At 44.5% G+C, this 20,727-nt stretch carries 21 protein-coding genes; 8 read left to right on the top strand and 13 right to left on the bottom strand.

Going from position 1 to position 20,727, the window contains the following annotated elements:
• Window positions 1-7 precede the first annotated feature (7 nt).
• The gene (locus DR864_RS19655; protein ID WP_114068566.1) at window positions 8-880 is read right to left on the bottom strand and encodes a hypothetical protein; all 873 of its coding nucleotides are present in this window, start codon (window positions 878-880) and stop codon (window positions 8-10) included.
• A 274-nt stretch (window positions 881-1,154) separates the two neighbouring features.
• Window positions 1,155-1,280: a hypothetical protein gene (locus DR864_RS30395; RefSeq protein WP_262510910.1), complete on the bottom strand. Its 126-nt coding sequence runs from the start codon at window positions 1,278-1,280 to the stop codon at window positions 1,155-1,157.
• A gap of 223 nt (window positions 1,281-1,503) precedes the next feature.
• Between DR864_RS30395 and DR864_RS19660 the strand changes: the two genes are divergently transcribed.
• On the top strand, window positions 1,504-1,848 hold the full coding sequence (locus DR864_RS19660) for a LytR/AlgR family response regulator transcription factor (protein WP_114068567.1): 345 nt from the start codon (window positions 1,504-1,506) through the stop codon (window positions 1,846-1,848).
• Between the two features lie 420 nt (window positions 1,849-2,268).
• On the top strand, window positions 2,269-5,508 hold the full coding sequence (locus tag DR864_RS19665) for a purple acid phosphatase family protein (RefSeq protein ID WP_162793978.1): 3,240 nt from the start codon (window positions 2,269-2,271) through the stop codon (window positions 5,506-5,508).
• A 6-nt stretch (window positions 5,509-5,514) separates the two neighbouring features.
• On the opposite strand, the gene DR864_RS19670 is transcribed toward DR864_RS19665, so the two are convergent.
• The 5 genes from DR864_RS19670 to DR864_RS19690 form a co-directional block, all read right to left on the bottom strand.
• A complete protein-coding gene (locus DR864_RS19670) occupies window positions 5,515-6,558 on the bottom strand; it encodes a glycosyltransferase family protein (RefSeq protein ID WP_114068569.1) in 1,044 nt (347 codons plus the stop codon).
• A 157-nt stretch (window positions 6,559-6,715) separates the two neighbouring features.
• A complete protein-coding gene (locus DR864_RS19675) occupies window positions 6,716-8,071 on the bottom strand; it encodes a methyltransferase RsmF C-terminal domain-like protein (RefSeq protein WP_114068570.1) in 1,356 nt (451 codons plus the stop codon).
• Between the two features lie 108 nt (window positions 8,072-8,179).
• On the bottom strand, window positions 8,180-9,331 hold the full coding sequence (locus DR864_RS19680; RefSeq protein ID WP_229599421.1) for a glycosyltransferase family 4 protein: 1,152 nt from the start codon (window positions 9,329-9,331) through the stop codon (window positions 8,180-8,182).
• Complete coding sequence (locus DR864_RS19685) at window positions 9,328-10,224, bottom strand: ion transporter (RefSeq protein WP_229599422.1); 897 nt, start codon at window positions 10,222-10,224, stop codon at window positions 9,328-9,330. The genes DR864_RS19680 and DR864_RS19685 overlap by 4 nt, the downstream gene beginning before the upstream one ends.
• 184 nt (window positions 10,225-10,408) lie before the next feature.
• A complete protein-coding gene (locus DR864_RS19690; RefSeq protein ID WP_162793981.1) occupies window positions 10,409-10,732 on the bottom strand; it encodes a hypothetical protein in 324 nt (107 codons plus the stop codon).
• 396 nt (window positions 10,733-11,128) lie between these two features.
• Here DR864_RS19690 and DR864_RS29890 point away from each other — a divergent pair, with 396 nt between their 5' ends.
• Window positions 11,129-11,275: a hypothetical protein gene (locus tag DR864_RS29890; protein WP_162793983.1), complete on the top strand. Its 147-nt coding sequence runs from the start codon at window positions 11,129-11,131 to the stop codon at window positions 11,273-11,275.
• Window positions 11,276-11,494: 219 nt separating this feature from the next.
• Here DR864_RS29890 and DR864_RS19695 read toward each other — a convergent pair whose 3' ends face one another.
• Window positions 11,495-12,364 (bottom strand): YitT family protein, encoded by an 870-nt coding sequence (locus DR864_RS19695; protein WP_114068573.1) that lies wholly within the window; start codon window positions 12,362-12,364, stop codon window positions 11,495-11,497.
• Window positions 12,365-12,629: 265 nt separating this feature from the next.
• Here DR864_RS19695 and DR864_RS19700 point away from each other — a divergent pair, with 265 nt between their 5' ends.
• Window positions 12,630-13,142, top strand: a complete 513-nt coding sequence (locus tag DR864_RS19700) for a helix-turn-helix domain-containing protein (RefSeq protein WP_114068574.1) — start codon at window positions 12,630-12,632, stop codon at window positions 13,140-13,142.
• A gap of 103 nt (window positions 13,143-13,245) precedes the next feature.
• The gene (locus DR864_RS19705; RefSeq protein WP_114068575.1) at window positions 13,246-13,836 is read left to right on the top strand and encodes a 1-acyl-sn-glycerol-3-phosphate acyltransferase; all 591 of its coding nucleotides are present in this window, start codon (window positions 13,246-13,248) and stop codon (window positions 13,834-13,836) included.
• Window positions 13,837-13,919: 83 nt separating this feature from the next.
• On the opposite strand, the gene wecB is transcribed toward DR864_RS19705, so the two are convergent.
• Both wecB and DR864_RS19715 read right to left on the bottom strand, forming a co-directional pair.
• Window positions 13,920-15,032 (bottom strand): non-hydrolyzing UDP-N-acetylglucosamine 2-epimerase, encoded by a 1,113-nt coding sequence (gene wecB / locus DR864_RS19710; RefSeq protein WP_114068576.1) that lies wholly within the window; start codon window positions 15,030-15,032, stop codon window positions 13,920-13,922.
• Between the two features lie 48 nt (window positions 15,033-15,080).
• Entirely contained in the window at window positions 15,081-15,428 is a 348-nt protein-coding gene (locus DR864_RS19715; RefSeq protein WP_114068577.1) for an arsenate reductase, read from the bottom strand.
• Window positions 15,429-15,498: 70 nt separating this feature from the next.
• Between DR864_RS19715 and DR864_RS19720 the strand changes: the two genes are divergently transcribed.
• The gene (locus DR864_RS19720; protein ID WP_114068578.1) at window positions 15,499-15,933 is read left to right on the top strand and encodes an SRPBCC family protein; all 435 of its coding nucleotides are present in this window, start codon (window positions 15,499-15,501) and stop codon (window positions 15,931-15,933) included.
• A gap of 15 nt (window positions 15,934-15,948) precedes the next feature.
• Here the strand turns inward: DR864_RS19720 and DR864_RS19725 are convergent, their stop codons facing one another.
• Window positions 15,949-16,698 carry an ABC transporter ATP-binding protein gene (locus DR864_RS19725; RefSeq protein ID WP_114068579.1) on the bottom strand — a complete coding sequence of 250 codons (750 nt, stop codon included), beginning with the start codon at window positions 16,696-16,698 and terminating at the stop codon, window positions 15,949-15,951.
• Between the two features lie 6 nt (window positions 16,699-16,704).
• Window positions 16,705-17,607 carry a twin-arginine translocase subunit TatC gene (gene tatC / locus DR864_RS19730; protein ID WP_114068580.1) on the bottom strand — a complete coding sequence of 301 codons (903 nt, stop codon included), beginning with the start codon at window positions 17,605-17,607 and terminating at the stop codon, window positions 16,705-16,707.
• Window positions 17,608-17,905: 298 nt separating this feature from the next.
• On the opposite strand from tatC, the gene DR864_RS19735 reads away from it, so the two are divergent.
• Together DR864_RS19735 and DR864_RS19740 are read left to right on the top strand one after the other, a co-directional pair.
• Window positions 17,906-18,334: a hypothetical protein gene (locus DR864_RS19735; protein WP_114068581.1), complete on the top strand. Its 429-nt coding sequence runs from the start codon at window positions 17,906-17,908 to the stop codon at window positions 18,332-18,334.
• Window positions 18,300-19,061: a phosphoglycerol geranylgeranyltransferase gene (locus DR864_RS19740; protein ID WP_114068582.1), complete on the top strand. Its 762-nt coding sequence runs from the start codon at window positions 18,300-18,302 to the stop codon at window positions 19,059-19,061. Before DR864_RS19735 ends, DR864_RS19740 begins: the two co-directional genes overlap by 35 nt.
• Here the strand turns inward: DR864_RS19740 and DR864_RS19745 are convergent, their stop codons facing one another.
• Window positions 19,062-20,609, bottom strand: a complete 1,548-nt coding sequence (locus DR864_RS19745; protein ID WP_114068583.1) for a hypothetical protein — start codon at window positions 20,607-20,609, stop codon at window positions 19,062-19,064. It abuts the gene before it with no gap.
• Window positions 20,610-20,727: the final 118 nt, after the last annotated feature.

A 20,727-nucleotide genomic window follows, 5' to 3' on the forward strand; every position in this document is an offset into this window, starting at 1 on the left:
GGTCGTATTATTTTCCAGCATTGTAAATACTCATCAACAAAGCCTTGCTAATGCGCTGCCCTGCTTTTTTGCCGATATGCCCCTGTCCGTCGGAAGAATCAATGCCATTTACATCCGACGGGTCGGAGGCGGTGTTACGGTTTTCGGTACAAATACGCCAAACGTTATTCTGTTGACACACTCCGTTGTTGCTTTCCAATTCCTGTAAATCAAAGATGACATCGGTATTTTTGAAGGTATCTTTCATCCATTGTCCCACTTTCATTTTGGCGGCGTTTCCCTCAAACGAAGTGGTGGAATAAACCAATGGCGGCGTGACATGAACGAAGCGGAGCGTGGGCGATTGAGCCCTCAGGGCATCTACGAAGGCTTTGTATTCAGTTTTTACTTTTTCAAAATTATCGTCCATTACATCGGCATAACCAAACTTAAAAATCGCAATTTGAAGCAGGTCTTTATTGCGGGTTGCATTTTCCCGAAAAACCCTGATTTTTTCGGATGGATTTCCATTGGCAATGCCGCCTACATCCACAAAGATGCCCCCTCGCAAGCCGCCGTCGGTTTTGTCGTTGGGTCCATAATAATCAAACGGAAAGCCGTTGGCTTTACAGCCTTCTTCCAAATCTTGCCCCACCGATTGGTGCAGAAATAGGGCATTCCAGTTCTTGATACGGTCTTTTTCACTTGCAGCAAGTTTGTCCCAGGCCTCTACTCCCGCGAGACCCACCACCCCAGGCTGGCCTTTACCGAGGGTTCCACCGCCCGTATTAGAGCCATTGTTAGTATTATTTCCTGAATTATCGGGCTCTGGGTCTCCACCGCATTGAAAAAAGCTTACAGATAGAAAGACTAAAACAAGGAGAATGAGAAATCGTGACATTTTTGGTACACTGTTAAATTTTGGTCAAAAATCAGGAAAAGCGCTGTTAATCAACTGGTAAAAAACGGACATTATACAAAAATCAGAATCAACACTAACACTACGAGTAGTATATACAAAAAGCCCTCATAGATGCTTTGTCGAGTAATACGCGTCTTCATACAAAAAAAGATAGTGCCTATAATTTGATAGACGAAAACTATAAAAAAACTACAAGTAGCAACGGCAGCATTGTGTAAGTGGCTAATGCCAATGAGCCAAAGGCGGGAACGCTTTATTGAAGTGGTTGCATAGAAACCTTCCAGATGTCAAAAATCACCCGCATCGTGATAATGATGACAAAGCTCATACGTTCTGCCTCATCCTGAGCAAAATCATTCGTTTTGTTGTATTTTATCATTCAATTGTTATGTTTCAACATCTAGCTTCGTCTTAGTTTTTTATCACTGCTTACTTTTCATCAATCGTTACTTTTACTATGACGCTGACAGATTACTTATTCAGAAAACGGTTCGTTTTGCTCTTGCTTTTCATGCGGAATTAGCAAAAGTTAGATAAACTACCTTTAATCAACTTTCCTGAAATTCAGTACAAACATCTCTAAATTCCAAAACTCTACTTCCATGAATACTATTTTAGTTCCAGGCTACTCTAAAAACAAATCAATACAAACGAATGAAATCGTGAGGTTGGAAGGCTCTGGAAATTACACCATTTTTCACATGATCGATGGTCGTCATTTCCTTACTTCCAAAAGTTTGATTTATTATGAGGAGTTGCTTTCTTTTCCGTTTGTAAGAATACATAAATCCTGCCTGATTAATATTCACTATGCGTTACAAAGGAAAACGTCTGATTTCGTAAGTATGATGGACGGTACCGAAGTGCAGGTATCAAGGCGAAGAAAACCTGAACTGAAGAAGTATTTGAAATGCCCACGTAAACCTAGACGGCGGCCTGCGGAATAATATTTGCCATAGCAATCTGGTATACTAAAAATCCATTTATCGTCAGTAAAGGCTTGTTTTTTATTTTATTTTGTCATATTTTTACTTTGTATTGTACTATTTTAAATATTGAGTTTTTTTCCAAAAAAGGGAACCTCTTTTTCAATACGCGATCAATTCTATCTCAAAAACATCGCTTTCGAGTTAATTGAAGAAATCTTTCTGGGCCTAGAATCACTTCCTCTTTTTAGGTCAAATATTACGCCTCCACACCTACTATTAAACAGGCTCTTGTTAGACAAATACTTTTGGGTGAAATCATCCATTGGTACAAGCAGTGCTGCCGACAACACGAGGTCGTAGATGCTGCTGTTGCCAGTGGTAACAGCCTACTTATTGATTCTTAATGCCCTATTTATTCAATCTCTTACTCTGCATACTATGAAAACCTTTAGTATTTCGTTGGGGAAATTTTTCTTCCTTTTCCTAATTACCATCATCAGTATAGACACCTTAGCCCAAACCACTTTTGTTCCCTTTAAATCAACGGGCTGGAAATACCGAACCTCCAATCAAGAACCCGCCACTTTTGGCAGCGGGACATGGAAAACAAATGCCTACAGCGATGCGGCTTGGGCGAGCGGACAGGCTACGCTGGGTTATGAAGATGGTGGTGGCGGTACGCCTACTCACCCCCTCAACACGTGGGTATGGCCTTACAGCGCAAGCCGAACGGGCACCAACAGCTCCAAAACTCATTATTTCCGCAAGACGTTCAATGTCGGAAATTTCAATGATTACACTGCTTATCGTATCAAAACGTGGTGCGATGATGGGTTGGTGGCTTATTTGAACGGGCGAGAAATTTTCAGATTAAATATGCCCGCCACGACCATAGATTCACTTACCTCAGCGGTAGTTGCCCCGCCTAATGATTCCATTTATAAAGATACTACTGTCTATATTCCAACCGATTTACTAAACGGCACCAACATCATTGCGGTAGAAGTGCATCAGGCAGGCAACAGCATAGATAGATATTTCGACTTATCTATCGAAGGAATCACTGCACCAACTACCTGCCCCGAATGGCCCGTCGCGTTCAAATCAACGGGCTGGAAATATAGAACCGCTAATCAAGAACCCACCACTTTTGGCAATGGCACATGGAAAACAAATGCCTACAGCGATGCGGCTTGGGCGAGCGGACAGGCTACGCTGGGTTATGATGACGGCACGCCTACACACATCATCAATACGTGGGTATGGCCTTACAGCGCAAGCCGAACGGGTAATAATAGCTCCAAAACTCATTATTTCCGGAAGTGTTTCAACATTACAGATAAAAGTACGTATACCGGGTATCGTATCAAGACGTGGTGCGATGATGGGTTGGTGGCTTATTTGAATGGGCGAGAGATTTTCAGATTAAATATGCCTGCCACGACCATAGATTCACTTACCTCAGCGATAGTTGCCCCGCCTAATGATTCCATTTATAAAGATACCACTGTCTATATTCCAGCCGATTTACTAAACGGTACTAACGTCATTGCGGTAGAAGTACACCAATCAGGGTCCAGCATTGACCGGTATTTCGACTTATCTATCGAAGGGGTAGGAGGATGTCCTTCGGCAACGCTTGTACGGCAACCTTATTTGCAAATAGGCACGCCTACTTCGGTAATTGTTCGCTGGAAAACCAACGTAGCCACCAACAGTAAGGTAAAGTACGGGACCGACCCCAACAATCTTAATCTTCAAGCAACTTTACCCGCAACCACCGTTGAGCATATTGTGCCGTTGACGGGGTTATCGCCCAATACAAAGTATTATTACTCAGTGGGCTATACCTGCGGAATGGCCGAAACTACGCTAGCAAGTGGCACTGATTATTATTATTACAGTATGCCCAACAACAATACGACCGATTCGTTGAGGTTGTGGATTCTGGGGGATGTATGTAGCAATAACCCACTGGGCTTACCGAGTGTTACCGACGGAACGCGCCGGCAAGTAAACGTTCGAAATGCCTACATGAACTATCTCGGAAATAAGCGTTTGCATGGCATTCTTTTTGGGGGAGACAATTCAAAGTTAGAAGGCTTCGACGGGACTGATACTGCACTTGATTATAATCTATTTCCTGTTTACCCAAATCAATTCAGGAATACCGTTTCTTGGATTTCATTGGGAAACCACGACTATGGATATAGACCCTACGCTGATTCAACGATTGCTGGCTACAATGCCTTCTCCTACCCTACGTTGGCAGAAGCAGGCGGAGTACCATCTGCAAGTAAAGGCTATTACTCTTTTGATTTAGGAGATGTACATATTATCATGCTGAACCCTTATCATCCCGACGCTTTTCTTACCCGAGGGGCTATCCCTGGCTGTACGGGCGGTGGGTGGCTTTGTCTCACTAGCTACCCTATGTCGATGTTCTTGTTGAAGTTTGATGATCCCGCTAATCGCTTAAATATTTTCAATCAACTACAACAGGTCAAATGGTTGAAGGCAGATTTAGCCGCCACAACCAAAAAATGGAAAATCGTATTATTTCATACGCCGCCTTATACCAAAGGAACCCATGATTCTGACGCGCCTTCCACTGCGTGGGATAAACCCGAAGGGGAATTAAAGATAATGCGCGAACTGCTGGTACCTGTTTTAGAACAGTATAAAGTAGATTTAATTGTGACCTCCCATACGCACGCTTATGATCGCTCTTTCCTGATGCAAGGAGTGACGGGCACGCCAACACAAGCGCAATTCAGGTCAAATCCTAGCCAATTACTGCAAAATTGGTCAGGAACTTACGGCCCATCTTCAAAACCATACATCAAAAACAGCCCCTACAACGGTGCGGTTCACGTAGTTACGGGCAACGCTGGCAGGGGGGCTACCCCAGGAGCTGGCGATGGTAAAGAGACGAGTGTGAATAAACCTCACCCCGTCATGTTTTACAGCGATAGTACCGATGCCCTCCTTTCCACTGGAGGAAGCGTAGAGCTTGTCATCAACCAAAATCGTCTGGATGTTAGATACTTAAAACTCGTTGACGACAACAGCCTAAGTTCTACCCCTCCGTACACCATCAAAGATCAGTTTACCATCATGAAAGATGTGAACAAAAAAACCACTTACAACAACCCTACTTTACCCCTAAACTTGACGGCCTCGTGGGAGGGAAACTATTCGTGGAAAATCCTTGGTGGCGGAAGTCTGCCCAACACCACGAAGGGGATTACGGTATCGCCCGTGACCAACACCACCTACATCGTCAATGATGGCTACAACGGCGGGAATGGATTTTTGGCTGATACGTTTATTGTAATTGTGAACAACTGCCCTCCGACCATCACCCTCAACACTACCATCCCGACAAGTACGGTCTATCAGGCGTCGCAGTGGATCAAAGGGACCAATACCAATATCATTACGCCGTCGGCTACGGTAGAGTACCGGGCGGGCTACATTGAGTTGAAACCCACAGGAGCTGGAACCGCTTTCTTGGCTACGCCAAGTAGTGGTCATTATTTCTTGGCCGTACCAGTGGGCTGCAATCCCGGCGGTGGAGGCAGCAGTGACCAACCTAGTTCACCAACACAGAAAGTTTCTGAAGGCATTGTACCACCGAATACCAATAGCATCAAAAAGAAAAGAATAGAGCCTTAAAAATTTTTATTCCAAATGCGTCTCTATCAATTTTTGTGCGATGGCCTCCCACGTGTAGCGACGCCGGAGGTCATTATCAAAAACAAAGTCTTTCTTTTGGGCAATCAATTGTTGGAGTAATAATTCAAAATCGGAAGAATAATAACTTTCCAATACATAGCCGAGGCGATTTTTGGCTACAAATTGGGAGACTTTAATCTCGGCATTGATGATAACGGGCGTTTGTGATTGCACCGCGTCATAAATCTTATTGGGGCTGGCATTGAGGTTATTGTCGTTGATGGGTTCGTACACCGACAAAATATAATCACATTCCGACGCCAGTCGCATGGTTTCCTGCTGGGTTTTAACACCCCAAAAGGTCACTTGTGGATGTTGACTCAGCAACCGTGTGGGCTCGTCATAGACCCAGCCAATCATCCAAACTTTTACTTTGGACGAGCATTTTAGCAATTCCGCCAAAAGCACCGTACCTCGCGTAACGCCCAACGAACCGCTGTATAAAATCAGCAACTCGTCGGCTGCGGCTGCCTTGGATTGAACGTCATAAAAAGCGTAAGGGTAATTTTCCACAACGACAGTTTTGTTCTGGAATTCTTTCGGAACGAGGGTTTTACGATTATCGTCGGTCACAATGATGGTTTTGGGCAATCGGTACAATAGGGATTGCAGCGAGCGTACGATGGGACTGGCAGAGCGCAGAAAAATAGAATCAAAAATATCGGCCACAACCCGCCGTCGACTCCAAATCAACAACGGAAAAAATATCAGTAACAACTGCTCATTGATAACGTGAATACTGCGAAATGACTGAGTAAAATAGCGTTTGACAAACGCAAAAAAATACCGAACGAGCGTACCAAGTGATTTGTGATGGCCTTCAATTAGGCAAAATTCCGCACAATAAGGCTTGACAAACGCCTGCGAATCATCCCGACCTATGCCTAAATAAACAACGTCAAAATGAGTAGATAAGGTCTTGATTTCTTTGTTGATACGCGTGTCAGAGCCATCATTGATACAAAGATAAAGAAGCTTCGGTAAAGGCATATTCTGTGGTACGGGCCTCCTGCCCGTCATCATTAAATCAATTTTATGTTTTTATTGTATATCTGGGCAGACGCATTATTGTATGTGTGGGCAGACGCCTTATTGTTCATACGGGCAGACGCATTATTGTTCATACGGGCAGACGCAAGGCCTGCCCCTACTCGGGAATCTCCATGCGAATCCGCCAGTCTTTGGGCAGATAATTATTGATACGATTTCCCAATCCTTTGACCCAGCCCAATCCTAACCCTCGATGCGTAACCAACAGCCAACCCTTGGGCGCGTCAAAAAGCAAATTCTCTTTTTTCAAAAACTGCAATGCTTCGCCCTCCGAAAGCTCTAGGCGCGGTAGTTGAGCCGAAAGCGCCGTACTCAATGCCAAGGCGTGAGAAGGAATAAAATCGGTTCCTTTAAAAGACCCCATTTCTAAACCCAACCCTTTGGCAAACAATAAATTGTCTAGGACAATCAAATCATTTTTTTGGTTTTCCAACAAAGCAATTACTTCGCCGTTGGGTTTCTCATAAAAACTAAATTCGTCGGGTTCTTGCAGCCATCGGCTTATTTCGTTCAACTGTTTTTTGTGCAGCGGCTTGAACGAACGCGGTCGCCCGCCTTTTTCCATGTTATAATAAAACGAATCCAATTGAGCCGTTTTTCGAAACACCGCCAGAAAAAATCCTTCGCCTCTTACCTTATGCGGATAACATTGATACCCCATTTTTTTGGCCACAATGCCCCAGTCAGCGGGCCATTGCAGCTTTACTTCCTCAAACTGATGTGTATCCACCACAAACGCACTGCTGTCCTGATTTTCGGCATCATTGTAGGTACAGGTACAATATATTAAAACACCGCCCGCACTCAACAACGGCATGGCCGCACTCAAAATCCGCTTCTGTCGGCCCGCGCATATCTGCACATTTTCCATCGACCATTCATCGACGGCAGCGGGATCTTTTCGAAACAGTCCTTCGCCAGAGCAAGGGGCATCCACCAAAATTACGTCAAAAAAACCTTCGAGTTTTCCTAAATCTTCGGGGTCATGGTTGCTAACGTGGACGTTGGAGAAACCCCATTTTTGTACATTTTCTTTCAGGATCATCACCCGACTACGAATTACCTCATTGGCCAATAAAAGGCTATCCGACGATAATTTTGACGCCAAAAGGGTGGTTTTGCCACCCGGTGCCGCGCACAAATCGAGCACTCGTAACGGCTCCGAAAGATCAACGGTTTGGGCCAAAGCCTCACCAATCAACATCGAGGATGCCTCCTGTACATAATACGCCCCAGCGTGGAAAAGCGGGTCGAGCGTAAACACGGGCCGCGCCGCAAGATAACGCGCCTCCGAACACCATTTTACGGTATCTTCAGTGGGGAAATCAGGAAATTTTGCGGAATTATACCGAATACTAACCGGAGGAGATTGCTGCAAAGCCGCCTCAAAATCAGCGTATTCGTCGCCCAATTGGGCTTTTAGTTCTTGTATAAACGGTTGGGGAAATTGCATAATAGGATTACATTCAAAAAGCACTGCATCAAATGAAGCAACGGCGTCCGACGGTTTGAACGGGGGCGCCTAGCCCGTCAGACGATCACACAGTCAGGCAGTTTAAGGCTACAAAGATGCGTAGATTTCCGTCAACTCTTTCGCTATTTTCTCAGCCGCGAACTGCTTTACGTGTTTTTGCCCCTCCATTATCAGAGATTTTCGCAGTGTTTCGTCCTGCCAAAGCAGGGTTAACGTTTGGGCAAAAGCGTTCACGTCATTTGGGTCAACGTACAGACCGCCTTTGCCGCCCGCTTCTTCCAGACACGAGCCAGTTGCTGCTACCACTGGTACACCGCTGTGCAAGGCTTCTACAATCGGGATGCCGAATCCTTCAAAAAACGAAGGGTACGCAAACACCCGAGCCGATTGATATAACGCAGGTAGATCGGCAAAGGGAACGCCGTTTAAAATCTTCACTTTGGTAGTCAACTGATGTTGCGCAATGTACGTTTCGATTGCTTGCTGATAGCTTGTTTTTCCTCCAATCAGCACCAGTTCAGCGTCTGGCAATTGCGCCGCATGAAACGCCTTAACCAAATGAAGCTGATTTTTGCGCGCTTCGATGGTGCCTACACTCAACACATAGGGTTTGCCAATATTGTACTTCTGAAGGATAGGCGACACTTCCCAAGGCTGGGCGCCCCCGACTGGGCGTCCCCGTTTTAAAACTTGGAAAGACTGATGAAATGCTTCGTGGCAATCCTGATAAACCACTTTTATCTTCTGAGGTGAAGTGCCGTAAAATTCAATAATATCCCTTTTGGTCTGCTCGCTCACGGCCACTATGACATCGGCTTCGGCACAAGCCTTGCTGAATTTTTGACGGTAAAAAAAACGGTCAATCGCGGGGTATAATTCAGGATAACGCAAAAAAATCAAATCATGAACCGTCACCGCAGACCTAATGCCCGCCGCTGATAGTCCATTGGGGAGTTCATTGCTTAACCCATGAAACACCTGAACGCCATCCTGCACCAAGTTTTTTTTGATACCATAACTCCGCCACCATGCGCCATACAATTTGTTTTTAAAGCCAGGAAATCGAATGGATTTTTCAGGAAACTCGTCAAAAAGGCCCGCCTTAAGTTTTGGAGTGTAGGATAAATACTGATGTTGCGGCGCAAAGTTTTGCAGCGCACTGAGCACAAAACGACTGTAATTTCCCAGTCCAGTACGGTTATTAAAAGCTCTTTTGGCGTCAAATCCAATGCGAATCACTCTTTTTCTTCAGGTTTATGAACGTGTTTAACCTCCTGCAAATCAACCCATTCGTCACAATGAGGACATTGAATATATTTACGTCCTTTATCGCGACGAATTTGCTCCATAAATCCCGACGCAATGATACCCGTAGGAAGGGCAAACAGTGCTATTCCCAGAATCAGAACGATTCCTCCAAAAAATTTCCCAGCGGCTGTCATGGGATACATGTCACCGTAGCCCGTAGTCGTCATCGTTATCACACCCCACCAAAGTGTAGCCGGAATGCTCTTGAATCGTTCAGGTTGGATATTATGTTCTAAATAATACATTACGCTCGACGAAATGAGCAACGTAAAAATAATAAACGAAAAACAGATGAGCAGTTCTTCTTTGGTTTCCAAGAGAACGCCCCTAATCATTTTGAGGGCGCGCGAATAACGAGTGACCCGAAACAATCTGAATAAACGAAATACCCGTAGAATACGAATGATGCCAAAATCGGAGGTAAGCAACGTGAAATAAAAGGGGAAAATCCCTAAGAAATCAACGATGGCCCAGAAAGAAAAAATATACCGTAATCGCCCTTTCCAACCATTTCCATAACGCGGATTCTCGACACACGACCATATCCGCAGGCCATACTCAATGGTAAAAATGATGACCGAAAAAATCTCAAAATCGGTAAAAATGGACTCATAAAGCCCATAATGACGAATCTCGGGAACAGTATGCAAAATGATGGCCACCGAATTAATAAAAATAATCGACACCAATGCGATATTGATGTATAGGCTCAGGCCGCGCCGGCCAACGGCTGAAAATTCCAGTGTATTATAGACGCGTTTACGCAGGGTCACGATTGATACGATTTGTACAAAAGTACGGAGAAGTTGTGGTAAATTTGTCACAAAGATGGAACGAGGCAGCAGCCTGACACTCGCGCTATCAGGAGTCGGTTATTTAATTTTTGTATGAAAACGCCCCTTTGTAAAATGTAATTTGTTTGGCAAAAAGTGTCCATGAGATTTTGTTTCAAGCACAAACGTTACTCCTAATCTCTTTTGTTGAATTATCTACCTGAACAAAATTAACTTATGTTGATAAAATCTTATAGGTATCCCCCGCTACATCCCCATCGTCAGTGGATGTATAAAACATTGCATAAATAGGGGCCATCGTTTGGCAGTTAGATGTATGTATAAGGGATGGCTTTATATTTTCCAGTAAACAAAAGTGTTTTCTTAAAATAAGGTTTTCGAGTTGGAAGCCTTGTTTATTGTACCAATCGAAACTAATCCAACCATTTTTTTCTGGATATTGGTATTCTGCCTTTCCACCTTGAAAAGTATCGCCTCGAATCTCCTGAAAACCCCCAGGGTAGCTTTTACCCCAAGTACTCCCATTCATTTTAGCCAAAAATGCCCTTGCTTACTCGGTATAATGTCTTGAAAAACAGAGTAAAAGGCAAGAAGAAGGGCATAAAAGATATTGTACGCATCATCGGTTATTTAATAAGTGTGATTCGTTTTATTTCGATTCCATCTTTTTTTGAAACCTACATAAGCAGGTTCCAGCAGGTATATTAATTGTATTCCATTTTATTGTATGAAATCATCCCGCTTCAGAATTAGTATTACTAACGTAGAGAATGAATAAGCTGTCCTGACTGATTCAAAAACACATTGTCCGATGTTTAGCTGTCAGCACACTATGATATTGAGAGAGAATACTATGTTCGCAAAGACGATAGAAAGGAATTGAAAATATTTTAGGATTAGTAAATGAGGATGTAAAGCAAATAACAGATATTCTGTGGTTTCTAACGCTAAAACGGGTAATGTGAGCGTGTATGACGTTCAAAACCGCCGTTTGATGAAAGACATAGAAATATTCAATTTGGATAAAGGAGTAACTCAGATTGGCCTGCTGAAAGGCCCCAAAATCCACCCACACCCGTAGGTATTGCCATCCAACGGGTAAATACGTATATGTATACGTGACAGTCGTCAGTTATGGGCTGATTACAGTGATTGACACCCAGAATTGGGAAGTTGTACAAACTCTCAAGGTAGGCGCTTCACCAGATGGACTGTATCACTCTGCTTTAGCAGTAAAATAGCTCGGCATGCGATTAGAGAATCTTGACGAAATGTTACTCTACTCTTTCTTGACGTTGGGTTAATGCAAGGGCCTTCCTTTTACAATGCCCCCGCGAGCGTCGTCTATTCCGTGCTGAACGATAAAAGCCAATGGGTCTATTTCGGCAATGGCATCGCGTAGGCGGCTCACTTCCAGTCGCGTAACGACAGAATAGAGTACTTTCGTGGCTTCTGTTTGAGCGCCTCTTTTTCCGAATCCTTTTTCGCTATTGAGCACTGTTACCCCTTTGTGCAGCTTGTCGGTAAGCAGTTCCCTGATTTCTTCGTGATGGTCTGATACAATCCAAACAGCGGTATATTCTTCAATTCCGTGAATCAGAAAATCGACGGTTTTGGAAGCAGTAAAATACGTGAGCATAGAATAAAGGGCAATATCTACGCCCAAAAAGTAAGCAGCTGTGGCAAAAATGAAAATGTTCATACCCAGAATAACGTCGCCGACCCGCACGCCAGAATTGCGTCGGCTTACCAACAGCGCGGCAACTTCTGTACCGTCTAATACCGCCCCGCCCCGCATGGCCAACCCAATACCTGCACCGATAAAGAAGCCGCCGAAAACCGATGTCAACAATAAATCGGGTGTAACATCTGGAAATTCCACCAAGGCTAGACACAGCGCCAGACCCGTAATGGCAGCGGTACTTTTGAACGCAAAGGCTTTGCCGATTTGGCGATAACCCATGATGATAAACGGAAAGTTGATAATTGGGATAAGCACGGCCAACGGAACGTGAAAAATAGAAGCCAACAACATTGAAATTCCCGTAACGCCCCCGTCGATAAAATGGCTAGAAAGTAAGAAACCTTTCAGCCCTAATGCGGCGCTGAAAATCCCCGCCGTAATAAGTACTGCATCTTTTACTAATGAACGTTTTGTAATGCCTTGCATACTGTTAATGATAGGTATTAAGTGGTGATGATATATTTTTTAAAGCTGAACTTTATCAATTACAGCAATTTTGAGGAGATTCGCAATAACCCTGATATTCACATTGTGCACGTGACTTTTCCTAATTCTATGCGGAGTAGACTATACGGGCCGTGCTCAAAATCTTTTGTTTGTGTGGCCGATACAAGAAAAAAGTAAAATTGATTTGGTAGTTCGTGCAACGTTGAGGGTTGTTTTCTCATCTTATGACCAAACCAGCCATGAGATGAAAGAACTTCCGATTAATTTTAATGGGTTATTGGGGTGGATGGGCCTCTTCGGAGGTTTGGTTTGGGTGCTGCTTTTCGTTGTACGCTCTGAAAAAATGCTTCAAAAGCCCGTGAAAATCAACTTGCTGTTTTTTAGTAGAAAGGCAAATCAGGAATACGCCGTTCGCCTGTTAAATCGCCTGTTCAGACTCATGAACGAGGAAAAACCGTATCTCGAAAAAAACATTTCACTAGAATCACTGGCGGCTCGACTCAATGTGACGGCGGCGCAGTTGACGCAGGTAATCAACGAAAATTTGGAACAAGGCTTCCCCGAATTGATTTCAACTTACCGTATTCAGGAGGCCAAGCGCCTGCTTATTACGCCCGAATACCAACTGGGAAAGATGGAAGACCTTGCGTATAAAGTAGGGTATGAGTCTATCGCTCTGTTTGACGACGCCTTTAAAAACTTCACCGACCAGACTCCCACAGAATACAAAAAGAGAATGAGTATGATTTGCCTATAAACTATTTCATAAACAATAGTAAAATAGTAGAGAAATCATTCACGCTACCTGTTGCCAAATCGAAAGGAGTTCCTAAATTTGAGGTACCTAAACCTTGATGATGATGAATTGGCTCTTTGCATTTTTATACCGAACTTTCGGATGGGGAACCCTTGGACGTGTTCCCAAAGACCTAAAAAAGGCAATATGGGTAGTTTGCCCGCACTGGAACAGCTCTGATTTTTTTATCGGAGTGGGCGTGAGAGCCTTTATTGGGGTTAAAATGGGCTTTTTGGGAAAGAGTTCTCTCTTTAAATGGTATTCGGCTTGGTTTTTTCGGGCGTTGGGCGGGTATCCTGTGTACCGCGAAAAATCCAATAATTTGGTGGATGCCGTCGCCGAAACCTTCAAACAAAATGAGTTTATTCACATCGCCATTGCCCCCGAAGGCACCCGCAGCAATACCTCCAAACTCAAAACGGGCTTTTATTTTATGGCCCTCAAAGCCCAGGTTCCGCTGGTGCTCGTCGGCTTTGATTATACCCGAAAATTGGTGGTATTCGGTGAGCCAATTTACCTTACTGGCGATTACGTCAAGGACATGAAGCCCTTCTATGATTTTTACCTGACGGTTCAAAGTCCCAAAAAAGAATGGTTGCAGTTGTATGAACAAACGGGCGTCATTCCCTTTCCAAAGGAACAGAAGATCAAATAACCGTAAAACTGAGAAACCCAAATCGCACGGTAACCCCGTGAAAAATGTAAATAAAGGCTAGGGCGGTGATGACGTTGCTGATTTTATACTCCGCTCAAAAACGCCGCAATGCGCTCACTTGCCAAGCCGTCGCCGTAGGGATTATTGGCCTCCGACATTTGGCGGTAAAGTGCCTCGTTTTTCCATAACTCACTGACAGATTGTACAATAGAGTCGCGGTTGGCCCCTACGAGCTTAACGGTTCCAGCATCGATCGCCTCGGGGCGCTCGGTGGTGTCGCGCATGACCAAAACTGGCTTTCCCAAACTCGGAGCTTCCTCCTGTACTCCGCCCGAATCGGTCAGAATGGCCCAGCTTTTTTTCATGGCGTATACAAAATTGGTATAGTCCATCGGCGCTGGTAAATGTACGTTGGGTAGGTTGCCCAATCGGTCATAAACTGGCTGCTGAACGTTTGGATTGAGGTGAACAGGGTATACGATTTCTAGGTCTAGGTATTTCTCGGCCAAATGACGTAATGCGTCACAAATTTGGATAAATCCATCGCCAAAATTCTCGCGACGGTGCCCTGTCACGAGCAAAATTTTTCGACCCGATTCAAAAACACGCTGCACAGAAGGCGGAATATCATCAGAAAAATGCGTGGCCCGTTGGCTGACGTAGAGTAAAGCATCAATGACAGTATTGCCCGTTTTGACGATGAGTTCAGGAGCAATCCCTTCTTTTAAAAGCGCCTGAATGTTGCGGTCGGTGGGAGCAAAATAATAATTGGCTAAACGGTCGGTAATGAGGCGATTGGCTTCTTCAGGATAAGGCGATTGAAGATTGCCAGTACGTAATCCCGCTTCGACGTGTGCAATCTTAATACCCGCATAAAAGGCTGCCAACGACGTCGCCATGCACGTAGTGGTATCTCCGTGTACCAACACAATATCTGGGCGATAGGATTGGAAAAGTGTACGTAGACCCGTCAGTATACGGCAGGTAATATCGGTCAAATCCTGTCCAGCCTGCATTACATTGAGGTCGAAGTCGGGCGTTAATTCAAAAATAGCCAATACCTGGTCTAGCATCTGTCGGTGCTGTCCAGTTACGCACAGTTTATGTTCTACGTGCGGGTTTTGGCTTAAATTTCGAACCACCATCGCCATTTTAATAGCTTCGGGGCGGGTACCAAATACGGTCAATAACTTCATTTTCTGTGTAGCAAACAATATAAAAATGGCACTGAATTCACGTTTAATTTATGCGATACTTGCCAGTGTATCAGGTTTCCAACCCACGGCCACAATCCTCCCATCTTTTTCAACAACAGGGCGCTTAATCACCGAAGGCTTTTCCATCATGAGTGCAATGGCGCTTTCGTTGTCTTGAACGGCATTTTTTTGTTCCTCAGAGAGCTGTTTCCACGTGGTTCCTGCCCGATTGATTAGCGTTTCTTTGGGCTGTTGGGTGAGCCAAAGCGCCAGCTTTTCGTGCGAAATCCCTTGTTTTTTGTAGTCGTGAAACGTGAAGGGAAGTTGATTTTCTTTCAGAGCAGTTACTGCTTTTTTGACGGTGTCGCAGTTGGGGATTCCGTAAACGGTCAACATAAGGGTAAAAGTATTGGTGAATTGAATTGCAAAGTAGAAAACTTTTTTGAGTAGGGCGTGTTAAGTAGTCATGAAACTTATTCTGAGAACCCCCGTTCAACAGTCCTATTTACAGGTTTGGAAAGGCTTTGATGAAACACTCTTTCGTCGACTGAGTCCTCCTTTCCCTCCGGTTCGAGTGGTTCGCTTTGATGGATGCCTAAAAGGAAATACGGTGGAATTAGAGCTGAATTTTTTCCTCTTCAAACAACTTTGGACGAGTAAAATTACGGAGCAGCAGGGCAATGCTGAGGAGGTTTTTTTTATTGATGAGGGTGTAAAACTCCCTTTTTTTCTAAGTTACTGGCGGCACCGCCACCGAATCATTAAAGATGGCGAACATACCATCATCGCGGATGAAATTGAGTTTCGTACGCCTTCTGTCCTGACAGATTACCTGTTTTATCCCCTTTTATACGGGCAATTTCTGTACCGAAAGCCCATTTACCGTAAAGTGTTTTCGTAAATAAATCGAAAATCCTTATTGGCGGCTCATGTCTCGTAGTAATTTATTAGCAAAAATAAATTCATTCAGTTCGGTCACTTTTGACTGGGTAATGGTGGTGTTGTCGCCTTCCCAGACTTTATGACCTTTGTACAGAAACATCACTTTTTCGCCGATTTCCAAGACCGAGTTCATGTCGTGCGTAATCACGACGGTGGTAATGTGGTACTCGTCCGTGATTTCCTTGATGAGTTCATCAATTTTGATGGACGTGAGCGGGTCTAAGCCAGAGTTCGGCTCGTCGCAAAATAAATACTTAGGATTCATTACGATGGCCCGTGCAATGCCGACGCGCTTTTTCATTCCACCGCTGATTTCGGAAGGCATCCGCCCAGCGGCTTGCTCAAGGCCTACGCGGCTAAGACAAAAATTTACCCGGTCGTCTTTTTCGCTTTCGCTCATGTTGGTGAGCATTTCGAGCGGAAACCGAACATTTTGGGCCACAGTCTTAGAATCAAACAACGCTCCACCCTGAAAAAGAACGCCCATTTCACGGCGAATCTGCTTGCGGGTGTCTTCATCACTGTTCCAAAAATCGCGATCGTTGTAGAGTACATTGCCGTGGTCGGGTTTGACAAGGCCAATGAGGCACTTTAGCAGCACGCTTTTACCCGTGCCGCTCCCACCAATGATTAAGTTTGTATCGCCGGGTTTGAACGTCCCAGAAACATCCTCCAATACCATGCGTCCATCGAAGGACTTAGAAATGTCGGTAAATTGAATCATGATAAATTACATGTCAGCATCAGGATTCCACGGCTCACCCATTGCGCTGGCTTCTTCTTCCTTGGCTTCCAATTCGGCGTCTTCTTTTTTACTGCGCTCTACCCACGCTGAAACCATGATGCTGATTTCGTACAAAAGCGTTAAAGGTAATGCAACCAATACCTGACTGAGTACGTCTGGAGAGGGGGTAATGACCGCCGCCAAAATCAAAATAACCACAAAGGCGTGTTTGCGGTACTCGCGCATGAAGCGAGGGTTAAGAAAACCGATTCGCGACAAAACAAAAGCTACCACTGGCAACTGGAATGTAAGGCCGCAGGCAAGCGTCAATACCGAAATCAGCCCTACATACGAGGTGATATCAAATTGGTTCTTGATGCGGGGGTCTAACTGAAAGTTGGCTAAAAAGTTGATAGCCAGAGGAGAAACAATATAGTATCCGAAAAAAACACCCGACAAAAATAGAAAAGTAACGTAGAAAACCGCGCCCCGCGATACACGCCGCTCAGCAGGCTTAAGACCCGGCTTGATAAAGCGCCATACTTCCCAAAAAGCATAAGGGAACGCAAACAATAAACCTATGATAACCGAAGAAAGCAACGCCATGGTAAATTGGCCGGCCATCTCACGACTCTGTAACTCAAAGTCTAACTTGTCAATACAAAGTCCTTCGGCACCCGTAAAGTCGGCGATTTTGCAAAGCATCCGATAAGTCCAAAAATCAGACTTGGAAGGGCCCAGAATAATTTTGTCATAGATTTCTTCAATGTAAATGAAAGCGGCAATGGTAAAAATTAAAATCGCCCCTACAGCCCGAATTACGTGCCAACGCAATTCTTCGAGGTGCTCAATAAAACTCATTTCGTCGCCGGTGGCATTCTCTTTATCAAATTCTTGGTCGAGTGGCATTGGTTATTTTATATTGATAGTACTCAATTTGTGTTACAAATAAGGGATATTCTGGTCTTAGTAAAAAACAATGCAATGTACTAACTACTGCGTATAAACATACAAAGGTACACGCTTAGACGCTTTTGCGTTACAATTTCTTTAAAAATTAGGTTCAGTTTTGGGCTTCTAGTAGGTTTTTACGACTTTTGAGAAAGATTTACTAGCAGATTTTAAGTGGAATTGAATGAATTAGGCGTAAATTGTCTCTGCCATTCACCCTCAAAATCTCAGTAATCCACTTAAAAACATCCACATAATGGCTTCACTCCCAAAAAATATCCTGACTTTTGAGGAGCCATTTGGCGACACCAATGGCCGGATTACCGAATTACAAACTGCCTCAGAAGGGTATCGCCGTCTGCTGGAAGAAAAAATAGAAGACTTAAAAGTGGATGCCGTCGAAATCGGTAAGCAGGCGCTGGTCATCGGCGGCGTGATTGTGGCGGTCTATTTATTGGTTGATGCGCTATTGCCAGAAGATGAAGCTGAAATAAAAACAAAAAGTGGGAGCAACGTTTCGGGCAGTAGTGAGCGTCATACAGAAAAAACATCGTGGGTTGTCAAAACCGTTACTTCTTATGCAACGACTTGGCTACTAGGACTGGCACGACAAAAATTAATGGATTTTTTGGCTACTCAGCAAAATACGAATGCAGGCACAGATACGAACGAAACTTCAAAGTAATCTTCAAAACGGGCGAAAAGCGTTCGCAGTGTTGCTCGACCCCGACAAGGTGGAGTTAGCATCGTTTCCGTTTATGCTCGCCGAAAGTGTGCGTTACGGAGTCGATTTTTTCTTTGTGGGCGGCAGCCTCATTACCCGGTATGCTTCAGATGAAATTATTGCCGCGATTCATAGGCATACCAATATCCCTGCTATTCTTTTTCCGGGAAACAGCCTACACATTGAGCCGTCGGCGGATGCTATTTTGTTGTTATCCCTCATTTCGGGCCGCAATCCTGAACTCCTCATTGGGCAACACGTTATTGCGGCTCCCCTGTTGAAAAAAAGCAAATTGGAAATTCTGCCCACGGGTTATATGCTCATCGAGAGTGGCCGCGCCACTACGGTGTCTTACATTAGCAACACCACGCCCATTCCCCATGATAAACCTGGCGTGGCGGCCTGTACGGCCATGGCTGGCGAATTGCTAGGATTGCAAATCATGTATTTAGATGCAGGAAGCGGGGCACAAAAACCCGTTTCGGCTGAGATGATTGCGGCAGTGCGCCAAGCGGTAGATACCCCCATTATTGTGGGAGGCGGCATTAATTCCGTTGAAAAAGCGCAAGCGGCGCTCGAAGCGGGGGCCGATGTGGTAGTGGTTGGAAATGGTATTGAGAAAAACCCTGACCTTTTGCCCGAAATCGCGCAGGTGGTCAGAAGCTTTAACGAAAAAATTATTGCCTGATTAATTTCCCGATGATTTCCCCTTTTTTGTTTCCTCTTTGGCGTCTAAGCGGGGCGCGTAGGGGTCGTAAGAGAAGCGGTTGATATAAAAAACTTCACGAGGTGCGCCAACCCATTTTTCGCTGCCGATTTTCTGGTAGCCATACGCCAAAAAGTAATGGTCATGCCACGCTGCCAACAGTCCGCGCTCGTTGTCCACAATGCGGTCGTTGTCGTCGGCGCTTTTGATGGTAAATGCCTCTTTTTCACGCACTATTTTGTTGCGCTCTATCACTTCTGTGTTAATCTTCCCGTCTTTGGGATAGCCCAGCACCAGCAGCCCATCGCGGCGGGTGACCTGAACCATGGGCAGCAGCTCAATGCTTTCGACATTTTCGAGGGCAAAACAGTTGTCCCATAGCAGATTTCCTGCTTTGTCAAACCCACAAACGATGGCATGTGTATAGCGAAAACCATCAAATTCGCGGTTGGGGTTTCGGGCCGCAATACCGCCATAATACATGTTCCCATTTTTATATACGGGATAATACACTTCCGCCACGAGAACGAATTCATCGTTGGATTTGATAACATCGTGAACCAGCAACCGGTACCGAAACTTAGGTTCTTTTCCTTCTTCTTTGCGTTTGGAAATTTTTTCTACCACCCGTTGTTTGCGTTTGGGTTTTAGGTAATTAAAAAAGTTTTCCAGTTTTGAAAAGTCGACCCATTGCAGTTTTTCAGGCTCGGCATCTTTGATTCTTGAGAAATAAAGCCCCTGCGAATATTGAGTGCAGCCCTGCGCATAATTGCCGACAATGAGCGACGAAGCCTCATCGAGCGGTAAGATTTTGCCAGAAATCAAGCCGTTATTGTCTTCAAAAGGCATCGTCGTTGTTTTGATGAGTTTGCCTTCGTACGAATACGTTTTGATGGTAAATTGACAGTCGCCCCGTTTGATGGTGTAGAGCAATACATTGAGTTGATTGCGTTGTTCGTCGAGTTCGATGTTACTGATTTCGGTGTTAGTGGTGTACAGATACGGTAGTGCTTTGATGCTTTTGTCAAAGAAAGAAAAAGCCATGACCACGGGCCGGCTGTGGTGGTAGCCGCCGATAAAAGCGGTGTTGCCCAATACTTTGAAATGCACAATGTCGGCGCGGGTCAATAAATCTCCCTTAAACGTTTCGATTTCACCGTTGTGTAAGTCCACGCGCAGCACGGTCAGCTTGTCGCTGTCGGTTTCCTGAAGCAGCCAAAAAAGATAGTTTTGGTTGTGATAAGTTTTGATGGGATGCAGTTCGTAAGACAACTTATACTCTGCGGACCATTGTTGTTTGAGTAGGGTATCAAAACGAAAAAAAGACCATTTTTCGTTTCCATAATATTCTTCTTTGCGCTGTGTCACCAATAAACCTTCTTTATTGAGCGGCGTAACGTCAAAATATTCATCATTGGTTTGGCTGACTTTAAACTCCAACCGTAAAGATTGCTCCAATTGGGCCTGAGCTTCTGAACACAAAGCACCAGTGAACATCAATAAGCGTAGTATTTGTTTCAACGTTTTCATTTCTTGACTGTTAAGTGCAGAATGGTTTGATGTTCATCATAAACGCTTGTTATCAATAAAAGTAGCAAACGGTTTATTTAAAATCAACTTTTTTGTGCGCACTGAGGGGTTGAAGATA

Source organism: Runella rosea (genome assembly GCF_003325355.1).
Classification (GTDB): domain Bacteria; phylum Bacteroidota; class Bacteroidia; order Cytophagales; family Spirosomataceae; genus Runella; species Runella rosea.

What these genes read in the sequence shown, in the direction of transcription:
- wecB (WP_114068576.1), bottom strand. Translation starts at nt 15,032, where the DNA reads ATGAAGTTATTGACCGTATTTGGTACCCGCCCCGAAGCTATTAAAATG.
- DR864_RS19745 (WP_114068583.1), bottom strand. Translation starts at nt 20,609, where the DNA reads ATGAAAACGTTGAAACAAATACTACGCTTATTGATGTTCACTGGTGCT.
- DR864_RS30395 (WP_262510910.1), bottom strand. Translation starts at nt 1,280, where the DNA reads ATGATAAAATACAACAAAACGAATGATTTTGCTCAGGATGAGGCAGAA.
- DR864_RS19740 (WP_114068582.1), top strand. Translation starts at nt 18,300, where the DNA reads ATGCAGGCACAGATACGAACGAAACTTCAAAGTAATCTTCAAAACGGG.
- DR864_RS19720 (WP_114068578.1), top strand. Translation starts at nt 15,499, where the DNA reads ATGAAACTTATTCTGAGAACCCCCGTTCAACAGTCCTATTTACAGGTT.
- DR864_RS19725 (WP_114068579.1), bottom strand. Translation starts at nt 16,698, where the DNA reads ATGATTCAATTTACCGACATTTCTAAGTCCTTCGATGGACGCATGGTA.
- DR864_RS19660 (WP_114068567.1), top strand. Translation starts at nt 1,504, where the DNA reads ATGAATACTATTTTAGTTCCAGGCTACTCTAAAAACAAATCAATACAA.
- DR864_RS19700 (WP_114068574.1), top strand. Translation starts at nt 12,630, where the DNA reads ATGAAAGAACTTCCGATTAATTTTAATGGGTTATTGGGGTGGATGGGC.
- DR864_RS19715 (WP_114068577.1), bottom strand. Translation starts at nt 15,428, where the DNA reads ATGTTGACCGTTTACGGAATCCCCAACTGCGACACCGTCAAAAAAGCA.
- DR864_RS19735 (WP_114068581.1), top strand. Translation starts at nt 17,906, where the DNA reads ATGGCTTCACTCCCAAAAAATATCCTGACTTTTGAGGAGCCATTTGGC.
- DR864_RS19655 (WP_114068566.1), bottom strand. Translation starts at nt 880, where the DNA reads ATGTCACGATTTCTCATTCTCCTTGTTTTAGTCTTTCTATCTGTAAGC.
- DR864_RS19675 (WP_114068570.1), bottom strand. Translation starts at nt 8,071, where the DNA reads ATGCAATTTCCCCAACCGTTTATACAAGAACTAAAAGCCCAATTGGGC.
- tatC (WP_114068580.1), bottom strand. Translation starts at nt 17,607, where the DNA reads ATGCCACTCGACCAAGAATTTGATAAAGAGAATGCCACCGGCGACGAA.
- DR864_RS19705 (WP_114068575.1), top strand. Translation starts at nt 13,246, where the DNA reads ATGAATTGGCTCTTTGCATTTTTATACCGAACTTTCGGATGGGGAACC.
- DR864_RS19670 (WP_114068569.1), bottom strand. Translation starts at nt 6,558, where the DNA reads ATGCCTTTACCGAAGCTTCTTTATCTTTGTATCAATGATGGCTCTGAC.
- DR864_RS19665 (WP_162793978.1), top strand. Translation starts at nt 2,269, where the DNA reads ATGAAAACCTTTAGTATTTCGTTGGGGAAATTTTTCTTCCTTTTCCTA.
- DR864_RS19695 (WP_114068573.1), bottom strand. Translation starts at nt 12,364, where the DNA reads ATGCAAGGCATTACAAAACGTTCATTAGTAAAAGATGCAGTACTTATT.